The organism is Parasphingomonas halimpatiens, assembly GCF_036663795.1.
In the GTDB taxonomy this organism is placed as follows: domain Bacteria; phylum Pseudomonadota; class Alphaproteobacteria; order Sphingomonadales; family Sphingomonadaceae; genus Sphingomonas.
This window is the reverse complement of sequence record NZ_JAXOJP010000018.1, coordinates 1-16,776: the sequence shown is the minus strand read 5'-3', so window position 1 is coordinate 16,776 and position 16,776 is coordinate 1. Positions and strand designations below refer to the sequence as shown.

General features: G+C 65.2%; 13 protein-coding genes. 7 read left to right on the top strand and 6 right to left on the bottom strand.

Annotated elements, in window-relative coordinates:
• Nucleotides 1-10 precede the first annotated feature (10 nt).
• From U1839_RS16965 to mmsB, 5 genes are all read left to right on the top strand, one after another.
• Nucleotides 11-1,114, top strand: a complete 1,104-nt coding sequence (locus U1839_RS16965) for a polysaccharide deacetylase family protein (protein WP_332804771.1) — start codon at nucleotides 11-13, stop codon at nucleotides 1,112-1,114.
• Nucleotides 1,111-2,256, top strand: coding sequence for an acyl-CoA dehydrogenase family protein (locus tag U1839_RS16960; RefSeq protein ID WP_332804770.1), 1,146 nt, complete (start codon nucleotides 1,111-1,113; stop codon nucleotides 2,254-2,256). Before U1839_RS16965 ends, U1839_RS16960 begins: the two co-directional genes overlap by 4 nt.
• A gap of 313 nt (nucleotides 2,257-2,569) precedes the next feature.
• Nucleotides 2,570-3,610, top strand: a complete 1,041-nt coding sequence (locus U1839_RS16955; RefSeq protein ID WP_332804769.1) for an enoyl-CoA hydratase/isomerase family protein — start codon at nucleotides 2,570-2,572, stop codon at nucleotides 3,608-3,610.
• Between the two features lie 14 nt (nucleotides 3,611-3,624).
• Nucleotides 3,625-4,401 carry an enoyl-CoA hydratase gene (locus U1839_RS16950; protein ID WP_332804836.1) on the top strand — a complete coding sequence of 259 codons (777 nt, stop codon included), beginning with the start codon at nucleotides 3,625-3,627 and terminating at the stop codon, nucleotides 4,399-4,401.
• Nucleotides 4,402-4,574: 173 nt separating this feature from the next.
• The gene (gene mmsB / locus U1839_RS16945; protein ID WP_332804768.1) at nucleotides 4,575-5,468 is read left to right on the top strand and encodes a 3-hydroxyisobutyrate dehydrogenase; all 894 of its coding nucleotides are present in this window, start codon (nucleotides 4,575-4,577) and stop codon (nucleotides 5,466-5,468) included.
• On the opposite strand, the gene alr is transcribed toward mmsB, so the two are convergent.
• Both alr and U1839_RS16935 read right to left on the bottom strand, forming a co-directional pair.
• Entirely contained in the window at nucleotides 5,447-6,475 is a 1,029-nt protein-coding gene (alr, locus tag U1839_RS16940; protein WP_332804767.1) for an alanine racemase, read from the bottom strand. The two genes, mmsB and alr, sit on opposite strands and share 22 nt — an antisense overlap.
• A 32-nt stretch (nucleotides 6,476-6,507) precedes the next feature.
• On the bottom strand, nucleotides 6,508-8,115 hold the full coding sequence (locus U1839_RS16935; protein WP_332804766.1) for an MFS transporter: 1,608 nt from the start codon (nucleotides 8,113-8,115) through the stop codon (nucleotides 6,508-6,510).
• A 360-nt stretch (nucleotides 8,116-8,475) separates the two neighbouring features.
• Here U1839_RS16935 and U1839_RS16930 point away from each other — a divergent pair, with 360 nt between their 5' ends.
• The gene (locus U1839_RS16930; RefSeq protein WP_332804765.1) at nucleotides 8,476-9,087 is read left to right on the top strand and encodes a hypothetical protein; all 612 of its coding nucleotides are present in this window, start codon (nucleotides 8,476-8,478) and stop codon (nucleotides 9,085-9,087) included.
• Between the two features lie 250 nt (nucleotides 9,088-9,337).
• Here U1839_RS16930 and U1839_RS16925 read toward each other — a convergent pair whose 3' ends face one another.
• The 4 genes from U1839_RS16925 to U1839_RS16910 form a co-directional block, all read right to left on the bottom strand.
• Nucleotides 9,338-10,312, bottom strand: a complete 975-nt coding sequence (locus tag U1839_RS16925) for a 2OG-Fe(II) oxygenase (protein ID WP_332804764.1) — start codon at nucleotides 10,310-10,312, stop codon at nucleotides 9,338-9,340.
• A 66-nt stretch (nucleotides 10,313-10,378) separates the two neighbouring features.
• A complete protein-coding gene (locus U1839_RS16920; protein WP_332804763.1) occupies nucleotides 10,379-13,534 on the bottom strand; it encodes a TonB-dependent receptor domain-containing protein in 3,156 nt (1,051 codons plus the stop codon).
• A 180-nt stretch (nucleotides 13,535-13,714) separates the two neighbouring features.
• On the bottom strand, nucleotides 13,715-14,887 hold the full coding sequence (locus U1839_RS16915) for an acetyl-CoA C-acetyltransferase (protein WP_332804762.1): 1,173 nt from the start codon (nucleotides 14,885-14,887) through the stop codon (nucleotides 13,715-13,717).
• Nucleotides 14,888-14,917: 30 nt separating this feature from the next.
• Nucleotides 14,918-15,922, bottom strand: coding sequence for an alpha/beta fold hydrolase (locus tag U1839_RS16910; protein ID WP_332804761.1), 1,005 nt, complete (start codon nucleotides 15,920-15,922; stop codon nucleotides 14,918-14,920).
• Between the two features lie 97 nt (nucleotides 15,923-16,019).
• Here U1839_RS16910 and phaR point away from each other — a divergent pair, with 97 nt between their 5' ends.
• Nucleotides 16,020-16,595 carry a polyhydroxyalkanoate synthesis repressor PhaR gene (gene phaR / locus U1839_RS16905; RefSeq protein ID WP_332804760.1) on the top strand — a complete coding sequence of 192 codons (576 nt, stop codon included), beginning with the start codon at nucleotides 16,020-16,022 and terminating at the stop codon, nucleotides 16,593-16,595.
• The last annotated feature ends 181 nt before the right edge of the window (nucleotides 16,596-16,776 follow it).

The window sequence follows — 16,776 nt, the reverse complement described above, 5'->3', positions numbered from 1 at the left end:
GTCCCTCGGCATGAGCCGGCTCCGCGCCTTTCTCATCCTCGCGCTGGCGGCGGGGCTGACCTGGATCGCGGTCGATCCCTTCGGTCGCGACTCGCGCGGGCCGACGCACCGCGAGAAGAAGATCGCGCTGACCTTCGACGACGTGCCGCGCGGCCCCGGTGCCTTCTACGCCCCGCCGGAGCGCACGCGGTTGCTGATCGCGGCATTGCGCGCGGCCGACGTGAAGCAGGCGGCGTTTTTCGCCAATCCGGGTCGCATTGCGCCGACCAACGATGGCGCCGCACGGATCGACGCCTATGTCGCCGCGGGGCACGTCATCGCCGATCACACCTTCTCGCACCGCACCGTGGCCTCGCTGTCGGCGGCCGATTTCCTCGCCGATGTCGACAAGGCGGAAGGCTGGCTCAAGGGACGACCGGGTTATCGCCCATGGCTGCGCTTTCCCGGGCTCAACCAGGGTGGCCGCGATGTCGCGAAGCGCCACGCCGTGCTCGACGGGCTCAGGGCGCGGGGGCTGCAGATCGCCTGGGTCACCGCCGACGGTTCGGACTGGAACATGGAGCGGCTGACCGCCGACGCGAAAAAGGCCGGTAAGCCGATCGACGAGGCGGCGTTGCGCGACCTTTACGTCGAGACGATGGTCCAGGCCGCCAACCTTTCCGACAAGGTCATGCGCCGCGCGATCGGTCGCTCGCCGCCACACGTCATGCTGCTCCACGAAACCGACCTTGCCGCGCGCTATATCGGCGATCTGGTGACCGCGCTGCGCAACGACGGGTGGGAAATCATCACCGCCGACCAGGCGATGGCCGATCCGGTCTATCAACCCTGGCCCGAGCTGGTCGCGGCCAACGCGACACTGCCCGAGGCGCTGGCCTGGGCGAAACATGTCCCCGGCCCGATCTATTACGACCGCAACGACATGCCTGTCGCCGACCGGCTGTTTGCCGACCGCGTCCTGCATGCCGGTGCCGCGCCTGCTCCGGCCGCGTCACCGACCCCACTGGCCGCGCAGCACAACCGCTGTGCCGCGCGCTATGGCGCCAGCCATCGCCCGACTCCGTCCGCGCCGCTAGGCTGCGGCGAACTTCTCCGCTCAGGGACCCCAGCATGACCACCCAGTTCGACCTCACCGACGATCAGCGCGAAATCCAGGATCTGGCGCGCAAGTTCACCGCCGATCGCATCACGCCCTTCGCCGCCGAATGGGACGAGAAGCACATCTTCCCGCGCGACACGATCAAGGCCGCTGCCGAACTCGGCTTCGCGGCGATCTACGTCTCGGAAGAGAGCGGCGGGATCAATCTCGGCCGGCTCGAGGCGGCGCTGATCATGGAAGCAATGGCTTATGGCTGCCCCGCCACCTCTGCCTTCATCTCGATCCACAATATGGCGTCGTGGATGATCGACCGCTTCGGGTCGCAGACGGTGAAGGACAAGTATCTCCCCGATCTCGTGACGATGGAGCGCATCGCCAGCTACTGCCTGACCGAGCCGGGTTCCGGGTCGGACGCCGCCGCGCTGAAGACCAAGGCGGTCCGCGATGGCGACCATTATATCGTCACCGGCTCGAAACAGTTCATCTCCGGCGCCGGTGAGAACGAGGTCTATGTCACCATGGTCCGCACCGGGGTGGAGGGGCCGAAGGGCATTTCGTGCCTCGTGATCGAGAAGGACATGCCCGGCGTCAGCTTCGGCGCCAATGAGCGCAAGCTTGGCTGGCACGCCCAGCCGACCCGCCAGGTGATCTTCGACGGCGTGCGCGTGCCTGCCGAGAATCTCGTCGGCGGCGAGGGGGAGGGCTTCCGCATCGCGATGATGGGCCTTGACGGCGGCCGCCTCAACATCGGCGCCTGTTCGCTCGGCGGCGCACAGCGCTGCATCGACGAGACGCTCGCTTATACCAGGGACCGCAAGCAGTTCGGCACCGCGATAGCCGATTTCCAGAACACCCAGTTCACCCTCGCCGACATGGCGACCGAGCTCGAGGCCGCGCGCATCCTGCTCTACGCCGCCGCCGCCAAGGTCACTGCCAACGCGCCCGACAAGACCAAGTTCGCGGCGATGGCCAAGCGCCTCGCCACCGACACCGGATCGTCGGTGGTCGACCGCGCGCTCCAGCTTCATGGCGGTTACGGCTATCTCATGGACTATCCAATCGAACGCTTCTGGCGCGACCTGCGTGTCCATTCGATCCTCGAAGGCACCAACCAGGTCATGCGCATGATCATCGGTCGCGAGCTGACAAGGCAGTGAGGGTGGGTGCGCCCCTTTCTCCCTCGCCCCTATTTAGGGGAGTGATCGAACGCGGTCGGGCCGGTCATTCCCCCGGAATGACCTACGGAATGCCGGGGGCATTCCGTACCCGACCGCGTTCGATCACTGGTTGCGCAGACTTAGGTCGGCTTCTTCAGCCGGCCTTAGTCGGAGCTGGGAGAGGGGTGTGCGGCGCATCGCGCCGCGCGGGCCGCAGGCTCGCTTCGACCCCTCTCCAACCTCCGCTAGGCAGCAAGCTGCCAAGCTCCGGTACCCTCTCCCCTGTCCAGGGGAGAGGGAAAGTAGGAACCATATGACCGACCTCATCACCCGGATCGACGGCAAGGCCGGCCGCCTCCGCCTCAACCGCCCGGCGGCGATCCACGCGCTCAACACCGCGATGTGCGACGCCATCCTCGACGCGCTCGAAGCATGGCGCGCCGACCCGGCGGTCGAGGCCGTCATCATCGACCATGCCGAGGGCCGCGGTTTCTGCGCTGGCGGCGACATCCGCATGCTCGCCGACAGCGGCGCGAAGGACGGGGTTGAGGCACGCGCCTTCTTTCACACCGAATACCGGATGAACCACCGGCTGTTCACCTATGCCAAGCCAGTGGTTGCCTTCATGCACGGCATTACCATGGGCGGCGGTGTCGGCATATCGCAGCCGGCGCGCTTCCGCGTCGCGACCGAGGCGACGCGCCTCGCCATGCCCGAGACCGGCATCGGCCTGTTCCCCGATGTCGGCGGCGGCTGGTACCTGTCGCGGCTGCCGGGGCGGATCGGGCAATATCTCGCGCTGACCGGGCACCGCCTCGACGGTGCCGAATGCCTCGCGCTAGGGCTCGCTACCCATTATCTGCCGGGCGATAGTCTCGATGAGGCCAAGGTCCGCATCGCCGCCGCACCGCAGGTAATCGCGGCAACGCTCGACGCGCTTTCCGTACCGGCGCCCGAAGCGAAGATCCTCGCCCACCAGCCCGAGATCGATCGCCTCTTCGCGGCGGACACGCTCGAAACCATCTATGCCGCGCTGGCCGCCGATCCGGGCGCCTGGGCCGCGACCACGCTGGCAATGCTGCACACCAAGTCGCCGCAGACGATGAAGGTGTCGCTGCGCCTGCTCCATGATGGTGCCGGCATGGCTAACTTCGCCGATGAGATGCGCCAGGAATATGCCGTCGGCAGCCGCGTCGTGCAGCGCCACGACTTTCTCGAAGGCGTGCGCGCGGTGATCGTCGACAAGGACAATGCACCACGCTGGGACCCGGCGACGCCCGAGGGCGTGACCGACCATGTGATCGAACAGATTTTCGCGCCTTTGCCCGATAACGAGGCATGGACGCCGCAATGACGGAGAACAACCAGATGACGACCTACGAGACCCTGCTTGTCGAGCAACGCGGCGCGGTGACGCTCGTGACGCTCAACCGGCCCCAGGCGCTCAACGCGCTCAACAACCAGACGCTGACTGAGCTCACCGCCGCGATGGCTGCCTATGACGCCGATCCCGGCCAGGGCTGCGCGGTGCTGACCGGCAGCGAAAAGGCCTTTGCTGCCGGCGCCGACATCAAGGAGATGGCGGACCAGTCCTTCGCCGACATGTACGCGGCCAACTATTTCAGCGGGTGGGAACGCTTCACCGCGACACGCAAGCCCGTAATCGCTGCCGTCGCCGGCTTCGCGCTCGGCGGCGGCTGCGAGCTGGCGATGATGTGCGACTTCATCCTTGCCGCCGACACCGCGAAGTTCGGCCAGCCCGAGATCAAGCTCGGTGTCGCGCCCGGCATGGGCGGCTCGCAGCGCCTGACCCGCGCCGTCGGCAAGGCCAAGGCGATGGAGATGTGCCTCACCGGCCGCGTGATGGACGCGGTCGAGGCCGAGCGCGCCGGCCTGGTCAGCCGGATTATCCCCGCCGCCGACCTGCTCGACGAAGCGCTGAAGGTCGCAGGCGTGATCGCCGGCATGGCGCCGCTCGCGGTCAAGGCCAACAAGGAGATGGTCAACGCCGCCTTTGAGAATGGTCTGGCGCAGGGCGTGCTGTTCGAACGCCGCCTGTTCCACGGCCTGTTCGGCACCGCCGACCAGAAAGAAGGCATGGCCGCCTTCGTCGCGAAACGCCCGGGGAACTGGACGGGGAAGTAATCAACTCCCTCTCCCCTTGTGGGAGAGGGAAGGGGCCCATCGCTACGCGATGGGAAGGGTGAGGGGGAGTTGCGGACGGGTCGGGTGGGCTAGTCCCCCTCACCCTTCCGCCGCTTCGCGGCTCCCTCCCTCTCCCACAAGGGGAGAGGGAAAGAACAAGAAGGATCAAAAACATGGCACGCGTCGCATTTATCGGTCTGGGCAATATGGGCGGCGGCATGGCCGCGAATCTGGCGAAGAACGGGCATGACGTCCGCGCCTTCGACCTGTCGGCTGAAGCGCTCGACAAGGCCGAGGCAGCGGGCTGCCTGCCGGTCGAAAGCGCCGCTGCCGCCTGTGACGGCGCCGAGGCGGTGGTGACGATGCTGCCTGCCGGGACGCATGTCGAGACGGTCTATAATGACAGCGTGTTCGGCGTCGCGCCGCCCTCGGCGATCCTGATCGATTGCTCGACGATCGACGTCGCGACCGCCAAGCGCGTCGGCGAAGCGGCGCTCGTCAAGGGGCTGACGATGGTCGACGCGCCCGTCTCGGGCGGGATTGCCGCCGCCAATGCCGGCACGCTGACCTTCATGGTCGGCGGCAGCGCCGAGGCGTTCGCTCGCGCCGAGCCGTTCCTGTCGGACATGGGCAAGGCGGTGATCCATGCCGGCGGCAGCGGGGCGGGGCAGGCGGCCAAGATCTGCAACAACATGCTGCTCGGCGCGGAGATGATCGCGACCTGCGAGGCCTTTGCGCTGGCCGGGAAGCTCGGCCTCGACCTGCAGAAATTCTACGACATCGCCAGCGTCTCGTCAGGCCAGAGCTGGTCGATGACGAGTTATTGCCCGGTCCCCGGCGTCGGCCCGGAAACCCCGGCCGATCGCGACTATCAGGGCGGCTTCGCCACCGCGCTGATGCTCAAGGACCTGCGGCTGGCGATGGGCGCGGCGAAGGATGCCGGTGCCGATACGCCGATGGGGGCGCGGGCGGCCGAACTCTATGAGGCGTTCGCGGCGGCGGGCCATGGCGGGCTCGACTTCTCCGCCATCATCCGCACCTTCGCTCAGGACCAGATGCGGTCGTAGCGGCGTCCCATGCCGGTCAGCAGCTCATATTGCGACATGCCGCTGACCGCCGAGGCCTCGGGCAGGGCATAGTCGAGCGCGACCCAGTCGCCCTCGGCCAGGTCCGGAGCGGCGGTCACGTCGACCGCCGTCAGGTCCATCGACACCCTGCCGATCACCGGCAGCGCGCGTCCGCGGGCCCGGGCGACCCCCTTGTTGGAGAAGCCGCGCCAATAGCCGTCGGCATAGCCGATGTTGAGGATCGCCACCTCGGTCGCAGCGGGGGCACTCCATGTCGCGTTGTAGCCGACCACGTCGCCGGCCACGACGCGACGCCGCTGGATGATCTGCGCCTCGGGGGTGACGACCGGGCGGATGCGGCCGGCGAACTCGGACCGCGGGATGCCGCCGTAGAGCGCGAGCCCCGGCCGCGTCAGGTCGAAGGCGTAGTCGCTGCCGAGCGCGATGCCGGCCGAGTTGGCGAGGCTCATCCGCCGCGCGCCCGTCTTGCCGGCGAGCGCGACGAAGGCCACGCGCTGCACGGCGTTCATCGCCACGTCCTCGTCGGCGCAGGCGAGGTGGCTCATCAGCGTGTCGATCGCGAGGCCGTCGAGCAGCCCGGCGGCGATCTCGTCGGGCGAGACGCCGAGCCGGTTCATGCCGGTGTCGACCATCACGTCGCACCCCACGCCGCCCGCCGCCTTCCACAGCGCGACCTGTGCCGCCGTGTTGAGCACCGGCCGCGCCACGCCGGACAGCGCCGCCGGCAGGTCGTCGGCGCGGAGACCGTGCAGAACCGACAGCGCCATGCCGGATGGGGTGAGCGCGACGACCTCGGCCCAGGTCGCGACGAAGAAGTCGCGGCAGCCGACCGCCGCCAGTCGCCGCACGACCTCGTTCGCGCCCAGGCCATAGCCGTCGGCCTTGATTGCCGCGCCGCACGCCGCCGGTCCGCTCATGGTGGCAAGCGTACGCCAGTTGTCGGTCAGGGCGGTGCCATCGAGGCGGAGGCGCAAGGGAGCGGGCATCCGCCGCGGTTAGCGGCGACGGTCGGCGTGCGCTAGTCCGCGCTGGCCGTGCCGGGCTTGCTTTCGTGCAGGCCGAAGGCGGTCACCACCAGCGCCATCGCCACCACGGCGAAGGTGTACCATAGCCCGGCATAGGGATCGCCGGTCTTGGCGACGATGTACTGGCCGATCACCGGCAGGAAGCCGCCGAAGTAACCCGTGCCGATGTGATAAGGGATCGACATCGAGCTGTAGCGGATGCGCGGCGGGAACATCTCGGCGAGCAGCGCCGCGACCGGGCCGTAGGTCATCCCCGACAGTGCGCTGAGCCCGAGGATCGCGAGCAGGATCAGCAGGATGTTGCCGGGCGTCGGGATGACCTTGTCGAGCTTGTAGCCGGCACGGGCGAGGGCGGCATCGAGGCCGGCGTCGCTCATGTCGGCGACCGGCACCTGGCCGATCGTGATCACCGTCACCGGTGTGCGCGCCTTGGTGTAGGTGATGCCCTTTTTGGAGAAGTAGTCAAGCAGGTGGCCGCACTCGCTGGTCTGTTTGGCGACGAACGGATCATAGGTGCAATCGGGGCCCGACACGACGACCGGTGCCCGTTTGGCGGCATGGGCCAGCCCGGGATTGGCCGCGCCGCCCATTATCCAGAAGAGCGGGAAGAGCAGCGCGAGCGTCATGGCATAGCCGAGGACGATCGGGGTCTTGCGGCCGACACTGTCGGAGAGCTTGCCGAACAGCACGAAGAAACCCAGCCCCATCAGCGCGCCGGCGCCGACGATCAGCTGCGCGGTGGTTTCCTGTACGCGCATCGTCGTCTGGAGGAAGGACAGCACGGTGAACATCGCGGTGTACCAGATGACGGTCAGGCCGGCGGCGATGCCGAACAGCGCGACGAACAGGCGCTTGAGGTTGCCCTGATAGGTGAAGCACTCGATGAACGGGTTCTTCGCCGTCTCGCCCGCCGCCTTCATCGCCTTGAACACCGGGCTTTCCGACAGCTTGAGGCGCATCCACAGCGACACGGCGAGCAGCAGCAGCGAGAAGAGGAAGGGGAAGCGCCAGCCCCATGCGTCCCACACCGCCTTGGGCAGCACGAATTTTGTCAGCAGGACGACGACGAGGCTGAGAATGAACCCGCCCGCGACGCTGGCCTGGATGAAGCTGGTGTAGAAGCCGCTCTTGCCGCGCGGCGAATGCTCGGCGACATAGATTGCCGCCCCGCCATATTCGCCGCCCAGCGCCAGCCCCTGCAGGATGCGCAGCGTGATGACCAGGAAGGGCGCTACGAGGCCGATCGATGCCGCCGACGGGATCACGCCGACCCCGGCGGTGGCGATGCCCATCAGCGTGATGGTGACGAGGAAGGTGTATTTGCGCCCCAGCCGGTCGCCGAGATAACCGAACAGCACCGCGCCGAGCGGGCGGAAACCGAAACCGACCGCGAACACCGCCCAGGCGGCGAGCGTCTGCGCCAGCTCGTTACCGGCGGGAAAGAACACACGCCCGATGATGCCCGAGGCGACCAGCGTGCCGTAGATGAAGAAATCGTACCATTCGAAGATCGTGCCGAGCGACGAGGCGGTGATGATCAGGCGGATGTCCTGCAGCGCCGGCTCGGACAAGGTCCGTTCCGCTGCGTCGTCGATTGCCATATCATGCCCCCAAAATTCGGCGCCACGATAGGGTTTCCACGCCAAGAGGCAAGCGACGGAACCGATACGCCGCCCGGGGCTTGCGAACGGCGTTGCCGAAGCATGCGTGCCGACGATATATGATTGCGAGGAATGGCGGCCTTTGCCCGGTCAAATCCGGCCCGCCTGCTGAAGATGCGCGATCGGCCGGCTCCAGATGCCCGCTGGCGCTATATTGTCGGTAAAAGCATCCCGTCGATGGCGCGACGTCCGACTATTACCTTTCCTTTGGTCGCGCAATTTGGCTAGCGTGGTCTGTAGCCCTGCCATGGAATCAGCATCGTGACGCCTTCAAACACCTATGCGACCAATGGCTCACTGATGCTCGCCGGCCTGTTTCCCGTGGAGGTATTACAGGCCTTTTACGGACAGATGCAGTCCGATATCCAGTCAGGCGGGCGTTCGATGCAGGCATTTACGGCGCAGGGCCCGCTGCTTCGCCGCCCGGCGATCGAAATTTATGCCTATCAGTATCCGCCTATGCTGGCGTTCCTGTGGGGCCTGACGCCGCGGATTTCCCTTGAAACCGGGTGCGACCTGTTGCCGACCTATGCTTATTTTCGCCTCTATCAGCGCGACGATATCTGCCGGGTCCATGCCGATCGCGCGGCCTGCGAGCACAGCCTGTCGCTGACTATCGCCTATGCTGAGGATCGGCCATGGCCACTTTCGGTTGCGACCCAGCGAAGCGAGACGCCGCAACCGATCAGCGATGACTTTGGTGAGAGTCCCTATGAAACTATGGCAATGCGGCCAGGCGACGGCGTGTTGTATAAAGGCGTTCATCACCGGCACGGACGGTTGAACGCGAACCCCAACAGCTGGTCCGCGCACATTTTCCTCCACTGGGTGGATCGCAACGGCGCCTTTCGCGATCAGGCTTTCGACCGGCCGACGATAGAGGCGGCGAAGCGTGCGGCGCGTCGAACGTAGGGGTTTGTCGAGGCATTTCGCGCGACTGCCGGCACGGCGCCAGCGTCCCCGCCCGAAACAGGCTCCGGATTTGACCTGGGGAGACGTAGAGTCCTTCAACCTTCGGCAAGGGGGCCCTTAAAGCCCCACCGGTCGTCACAAGAGGCGCAAAACAGACCGAAGTCAGACCCGGCCTGAACCGCGCCGCGCGCGATACCCGGTCGGCTGATCTTGCAGCCCCGGCGACGATTTCGCTCGGTTCAGAGACTGGTCAGCGGTCATGCCACGGATCGTGCGCGCGTTCGCGAATCCAGCGCGTCGCAATCCACTTTGCGCCTTGCCGCACGGGCAACCCCGCATGATCGGAACGACGATCGACCGATCCATCCGGCAAAATGTTCGAAAACAGAATGGCGTCGCCGCCTTGCGGCTCAACCGTGAGGCTGGCCGAAATGAAGCGTGTCTCGCCGCCTTTGTAGCCGTGGTTCAGGTAGACGATCACCGTCTTGGTCCGCTGGTTTTTTGCGTCGCCGATCCAATCCAGATGCGGCCGGTACTCCTGGCCCGGGGAATAGCGTAATATCGACAGCGGCTCACCCTGCGTCACCAGCGTGTCGCTGATCACCGCAAGACGTTGGTTGATCGCCCGTATCACGAGATTCTCGCGCCCCGGCCCGATCACGGCGCCGTCGGACGTCCTGATGGGGTGGACGATCATTCGCCCGGTTCGTGGATCGACCACGGTTGCCGGCGCGAGCATGTCGCGCGCGGCCATCGCCAGATGGGCGCATTCTTCGGGAGACAACAGGTTTCTGAAACGGCGCACATCGGGCGCGTCGCTCAACATCTCGGCTGCAGGCAAGCTGAGCGGTCGGCCTTCGTCGTCTATCGCCATCGCGTTGAGCAGGGCGAGTTGCTCCCGTGCCGCCGGAATGCGGTCTGTCGCCTGATCGAGCAGCCGTCGCGCTGCCTGCCAGTCGGCGGGTGCGCCCGACCCATTTGCGGTGAGGGCGATTTCCAGCATGAGGGCGTCTGGATGCCCGGCGACAACGGCGCGATGCAGGATGTCGCGCGCTCGGGCAACGTCGCGTTGGACGAAGTCGCCGCTCATTACGTGGAGCGCCTGCAAATAGAGCGCGGCGGCGTCACCGCTCGCCGCGTGGCGGCCAATCAGCGCAAATGCTTCGGCCGGTCGGTTTGCGGCGAAGAGTGAGTCGCTTTGTGCCGCCAGATCGAAAGTCGTCATGAATGATGTTAACAAAAAAAAGGGGCGGCGAAAATCGCCGCCCCGGAAAAGTTACGCAAGAAGCGTTCAGAACTTCGCGGTAACACCCGCGTAGAACCGACGACCGATCGGGTCGTAAATCGCCGAACCTGCACCAGTCGCGGTCGCGCCGAGCGGCGGCAACCGGTCGGTCAGGTTGTCGATACCGAAGTAGAAGTTCGACCCCTTGGCGAGATTGATGCCGAACCGCACGTCCATGTAGACGACTTCGGGATAGTAGGGGATGTCGAAATCATCGGCGTTCTGCGGGGGACGGCCCTGGAACGTGATGTGGTTCTCGATCGCCCCAACCGACATCTTCGACAGGTAGCGAAGCTGATAGTCGACGAACACCCGGCCGAAATCGGCATTGATGTTCCAGTTGAACGAATCCCGCGGGCTGCCGAGTTCACCGACGGTCGTGTCGGCAAAGCCTGGCTGGGTCGGATCGAGGAACGAGTCCTTCTGCAGCTGATGCGTATAGATCAGATGCGTGCTCAGCTTCGTCCCGCCAAAGCGGTGCTGATAGGAAAGGTCGACGTCGATACCGCGAACTTGCAGCTTAGCGTAGTTGAGCAAGGTCTGCTGCAGGCTTCCCTCAAAAATCTGGTACTGAACTTCCTGCTTCGGCCCTATTGCGGCCGCAAGGTTGCGCTTGAACAGCGCGCAGAACTGATTGTTGGTGGTCGGCGAGTCATAGCAGCTGTTGACGATACCCTGCGCGCTCGGCGCCGTGATAACGTTGTTCACCTTGATGTTGTAATAGTCGACCGACAGACTCAGGCCGGGGACGAAGCGCGGCTGAAGTACGACGCCATAGGTATAGGAGTCGGACTTTTCGACCTTGAGCGACGGGTTGCCGCCGCTGAGGATCTGCAGCGACTGGGCATAGACGAAGTCATAGGTCGTCGGAATGCCTGCCGCGGCGCAGTTCGCCGCACGATACTGTGTGCCGCCCGCAATATTGCGCGCCGAGCACGGATCGGAAAAGCCTGGCGCAAAGTTCTGCGACTGCGGCGAATAGAGATCCGAGAGGTTCGGTGCGCGGATAGCGCGCGAGTAGTTGGCACGGAAGCGGATATCCGGGATCGGCGCGAAATCGACACCGGCGTTGTAGGTGTACACCGTGCCGGCCGAGCCGTTATAGTCGGAGACACGGCCGGCGCCCGAAACGGTCAGTTCATGAATGAACTGATCCTTCAGGATCGGCAGACGAAGCTCGGCGAAAGCTTCCTTCACGACGAAGGCCGGCGGCGCAAACTTGGAGATCGCGTTGTAGAAGGTGTAACCCTTCTCGACCAGCGGGTCTTCCTGGAAGAAGGCCGTTTCACGACGATATTCGGCACCGAGAGCAAAGCCGACCGGGCCACCCGGCAGGCTGAAGAACTTGCTGCTGTTGCCCGAGACGAAGCCGGTCAGGTCAAGCTGGGTGATCTTGCCCGTCGAGACCGTGTTTTGAAGGACGTAATCCTTCGCGGCCTGGGAAATGCTGCCGACGCCAAAGGGGTTCAGCGGCTTACAGGCAGCGATATCGGCAGCCAAATTCGCGGCGTTGCCGCCGAAGTCGTCATATGCACGGGTCGCATCAATCTGTGAACCGCAGACAATCTGACCAGAAGAATTCTTCACGGCGTCGAGCGCGAGCAGTTCGCGCTGCACGTTCACGTTGCCGAGCACGCGGGTCTTCTCATTGAACTGACCATAGTTCGCCGAGAGTTCGTACTTCCAGTCGTCATTGAAGGTGCCGCGGAGGCCGCCGACGATCCGGAACGTTTCGCGCTTCGATTGCTCAGAGCGGGTACCCAGATCGGTCAGATTCTTGCGAAGGGTGAACCGGGTTGCGTCGGTAATGCTCGCAGGGTTGGTACCGCCCGCGATCAACTGCGCCGTGATCACCGAGCGAGCCTGAGCAGACAGGTACGGGTTGTCCAGGCGAGGACGCTCGTAGAAGCCGTCGATGGTCGAACCGGTGAAGAACGCCGGGCCAGAACCGCCCTGACCAAAGGTGTCGGTGCGAACATATTTCGCTTCGACGAAAGGTACCAATGCATCTGAGATGTCGAAATGGCCGATCAGGTTCGCCGAATAGCGGTCCTGCTGCGGGAGGATCTGCAGGAGCGTGCCGTTGCGACGCGTGTTACCATTGCCGCCGATATAGGAACCGGTCGGCGTAGCACTGTTCGAACCCAAGCCGACCCGGGTACCGGTTTCCTGAACCAGCGAACCATCGGGCTGGAACAGATAGGTGCACGAGAAACGCTGGCCAAGTGGGGCGGTTGGCGTCGGACCGCCCGTGCCGCACGCTCCAGTCGGGCTGTTGAACGAGATCAGGCCGCCGTCGGAGAATGTCGCAACGCGGACGTCACGGTAGAACACCGCGTCGGGCTGGCCATTGTTGTTTGGCGTCGTGAAGCCCGTGGTCAGGCCCGACGCGTCGCTCTGCACCGTCAGGAACGTATCGTTGCGCGCAAGATAATCGCGATCCGCAGCGTAAAGGCTGTTCTGGCGCGCATATTCCAGATCGATCGCGATATTGCCGCGGCCATCGGCGAAGTTCTTGCCGGCAAGAACGCTCGCATAATAGGTGCCGGCATCGGCGCGGCTGCTGACGCCACCCTGGGCGTGGAACTGCAGGCCCTGGAAGTGGTCCTTGAGGACGAAGTTGACGACGCCTGCCAGCGCGTCCGAGCCGTAAACCGCCGAATCGCCGCCGGTGACGACGTCGACGCGCTCGATAAGATCAGTCGGGAAGGTGTTGACGTCAGGCGAAACCGCGTTGTTCAGGATGTCGGCGCCGACATGACGACGGCCGTTGACGAGCACCAGCGTGCGCTGCGTGCCGAGGCCGCGAAGGTCGAGCAGGTTGAGGCCCGCCGTGCCGAGGAAGCGAGTCGAGTTCGACTGGCTGAAGGTGCTCTGCAGTGCCGGGAGATCGTTGAGCACGTCGCCGATCGAAAGCTTGGCGTGCGAGGTCAGTTCTGCCGCGGATACGGTGGTCACCGGAACGGTCGAGCTGTCGTTAGGCCGCGCGATGCGCGAACCCGTAACGACGACGTCCTTGCCGGCGTCTGCGTCGCTATCGGTGGTATCTGCCGTAGCAGGCGCAGGCGGTGTCGCTGGCGCAGTCTGTGCTGCTGCAATCGAAGGAAGGCCGGCGAGCACGCCGACGAGCGCGGTGGCGCCCAGAAGCCGCTTTATAGTCATTGATGTGCCCCTTTCGGACGGGAATGTCCGATTGGTGCACATAAAGGCCGATTCAACGGCCGCGCGCAAGGCGGCGATGAACGTCAGATGACCAGACTTTTAGGATTCACTTCAACGGTGTTGCACTATTGCAACGTTATGACAGTTCGCCGCGAATCCAAAGACACTGTGCGGCGAACCTCACCGCTCGACACACAGCGCGATCCCCATGCCGCCGCCGATGCACAGGGTCGCCAGCCCCTTTTTCGCGTCGCGCCGGGCCATTTCGTAGAGCAATGTCGTCAGCACGCGTGCGCCGCTGGCGCCGATCGGGTGGCCGATGGCGATCGCGCCGCCATTGACGTTGACGCGGTCGGCATCCCAGCCGAGCTCCTTGCCGACCGACAGCGCCTGCGCCGCGAACGCCTCGTTCGCCTCGATCAGGTCGAGGTCGGCGATGCTCCAGCCGGCCTTTTCGAGCGCGCGTCGCGTTGCCGGCACCGGGCCGATGCCCATGATCGACGGGTCGACCCCGGCCGAGGCCCAGCTGGCGATGCGCGCGAGGATCGGGCTGCCGCGCTTTTCGGCCTCGGCGCGGCTCATCACCACCAGCGCGGCGGCGCCATCATTGAGGCCCGAGGCGTTGGCGGCGGTGACGGTGCCGTCCTTCTTGAAGGCGGGACGCAGGCCCGATACGCCGTCGAGCGTCGCGCCGGCGCGGATATATTCGTCGTCGGCGACTGTCACATCGCCCTTGCGGCCCTTGATCGTTACCGCCGCGATCTCGTCCTTGAAACGCCCGGCGCTACGTGCCGCTTCGGCGAGGTTCTGCGAGCGCACCGCGAACACGTCCTGCATCTCGCGCGTGATCTGATATTGCTCGGCAACGTTTTCGGCGGTGATGCCCATATGATAATTGTTGAACACGTCGGTCAGGCCGTCGCTGATCATCGTATCGACCAGGCTGAGATTGCCCATCTTGGTGCCGCCACGAAGATTCTGCGCGTGCATACTCATCGACATCGATTCCTGCCCGCCGGCGACAACGATCCGCGCGTCGCCCGTCGCCACCGCCTGCGCTGCCAGCGCGACCGCGCGCAGGCCCGAGCCGCAAACCTGGTTGACGCCCCAGGCAGGGATCTCCTTGGGCACGCCGGCCGCCATCGACGCCTGGCGCGCCGGGTTCTGGCCCTGGCCCGCGGTCAGCACCTGTCCGAGGATCACCTCGGACACGTCCTCGCCCGTCACGCCGGCCTGGGCGAGCGCCGCTTCGATCGCGATCCGGCCGAGTTCATGCGCCGGCGTCGAGGCGAAGGCGCCGAGAAAACTGCCGACCGGCGTGCGCTTTGCGGCGGTGATGACGATGTCCTGCATGGCTCGGCTCCGGATGAATGTTGCGGTGCACTATCTAGGGATCGGGAGCGCGGTTAGCCAGTCCATCAATGGATTCCATAACTGGCTGCGCGCGCCGCGCCCGACGATCATGCCGACATGTCCGGCGCCGAGATCGTGGCGATCGGGCAGGTCGGCAGCGCTCGCGGCTGGGACGATGCGGTCGTTGAGCGAGACGAATTCAATCGCGGGGCAAGACAGTGCCTGCGGCGTCACAAGCGTACCGGCGACGCGCCATGCGCCACGTCCGGTCAGGTCCGCGCCGACGAAATCCTCGAACAGCTGGCGGCCTGCGGCATAGGGCAGGGGGGCGCCGGCATTGGCCCAGTCCTCGAGCGCAACGAACGACGCGGCGGCGGGGCTGTCGGGCGCCATGCGGCCGAACGCCTCATATTTGGCGATCGTCTTGGCCGGGTCGAGTCGCCAGAAGCCGGCCTGCAGCACTTCCATCGGCACCAGCCCGAGCTTTTCGCAGGTTGGTTGTGCGGTGCGCCATAACTCGGCGATCGCCGTGCGCGCCGCGTCGCCGAAGCCGCCAAAATGCCATGGCGCGGCGATCAGCGCGACACCTGCGACGCGCGCCGCGCAGGCGGCGGCGAGCGCCATCGTTCCGCCGAGGCAATAGCCGATCAGGATCGGCGGCTGATCGAATTTGGCGATCAGCGGCAGCAGGCGGCGAGCGACATGCGCGGTGATGTCCAGCTCGCGATCCGCCGGCAGCGGGCTTCCCCAGTCGAGCAGAAACGGACGAACCCCCTGCGTCGCGAGCCACTTAACGAGGGAAACCTCGGGCGCGAGGTCGAGGATGAAGGGCGGGTTGATCAGCGACGGCACGAGGATGACCGGCCGACCGCCGTCATCGCGCCGCCCATAATCGCGCAGTCGTGCGCAGCCCTTGCGATAACGCGCGGGTGCCAGTCGACCGCGCGGCGCGCGTGGTGCCTGCTGGAAGGTGGCAAGGCCGGCAAGCGCGGCGGCGCGGCGCTCGGGCGATGTTGCGGTTTCGCTGCGCAACATGTCGAGAAACAGCGGCAACGGCCGTGGCCCGTGTTGCGGTGCGGTATCGCTTGGTGTTAGATGCAGATCAAACACGGCTCGGGCGGAGGCCTTCTCTATGAAGAAGCATAATGCGGGCGAAGGCCCGGTGACGATCAAGAAGTACGCCAATCGCCGGCTCTACAACACCGAAACCTCGTCTTACATCACGCTCGACCATCTCGCCGCGATGACGCGCGAGGGCCGCGACTTCAAGGTCGTCGATGCCAAGACCGAAGAAGATATTACCCATAACATTCTCACCCAGATCATCATGGAGGAGGAATCGCGCGGCCAGACGATGCTTCCGGTCAATTTCCTGCGCCAGCTGATCTCGATGTACGGCGATTCGATGCAGGCGATGGTGCCGGGCTATCTCGACGCGTCGATGGACAGTTTTCGTCGCAATCAGGAGCAGTTCAAGTCGGCAGTCGAGGGCGCGTTCGCCAGCTCGCCCTTCGCCAACACCCCCTTTGCCGAACTCGCCAAGCGCAACATGGCGATGTTCGAGGCAGCGGCGCAGGCGTTCAAGCCCGGCGCGAAGCCGGGCGAGGCCACGTTTACCGCAACGGCGGCGAGCAAGGATGATGAGATCGCCGCGCTCAAGGCCGAGCTCGGCCGGCTCAACGACAAGATCGAGAAGCTCGGCAAGTAAGCGCTCGCGCGCGGCATTTCCAAAGCCCATTCAATTCGGCAATTCGCCAATTCGGGGACACAATTATTGTGTTGTCTAATTGATTTTACATACATTTGATTTTCCTTGGTAATTCTGACCTTGGTCTATGGTTGTCTTCGTGGTCATGGACGAGCGTTGGCGCTGTGATGTCCATGCCGCA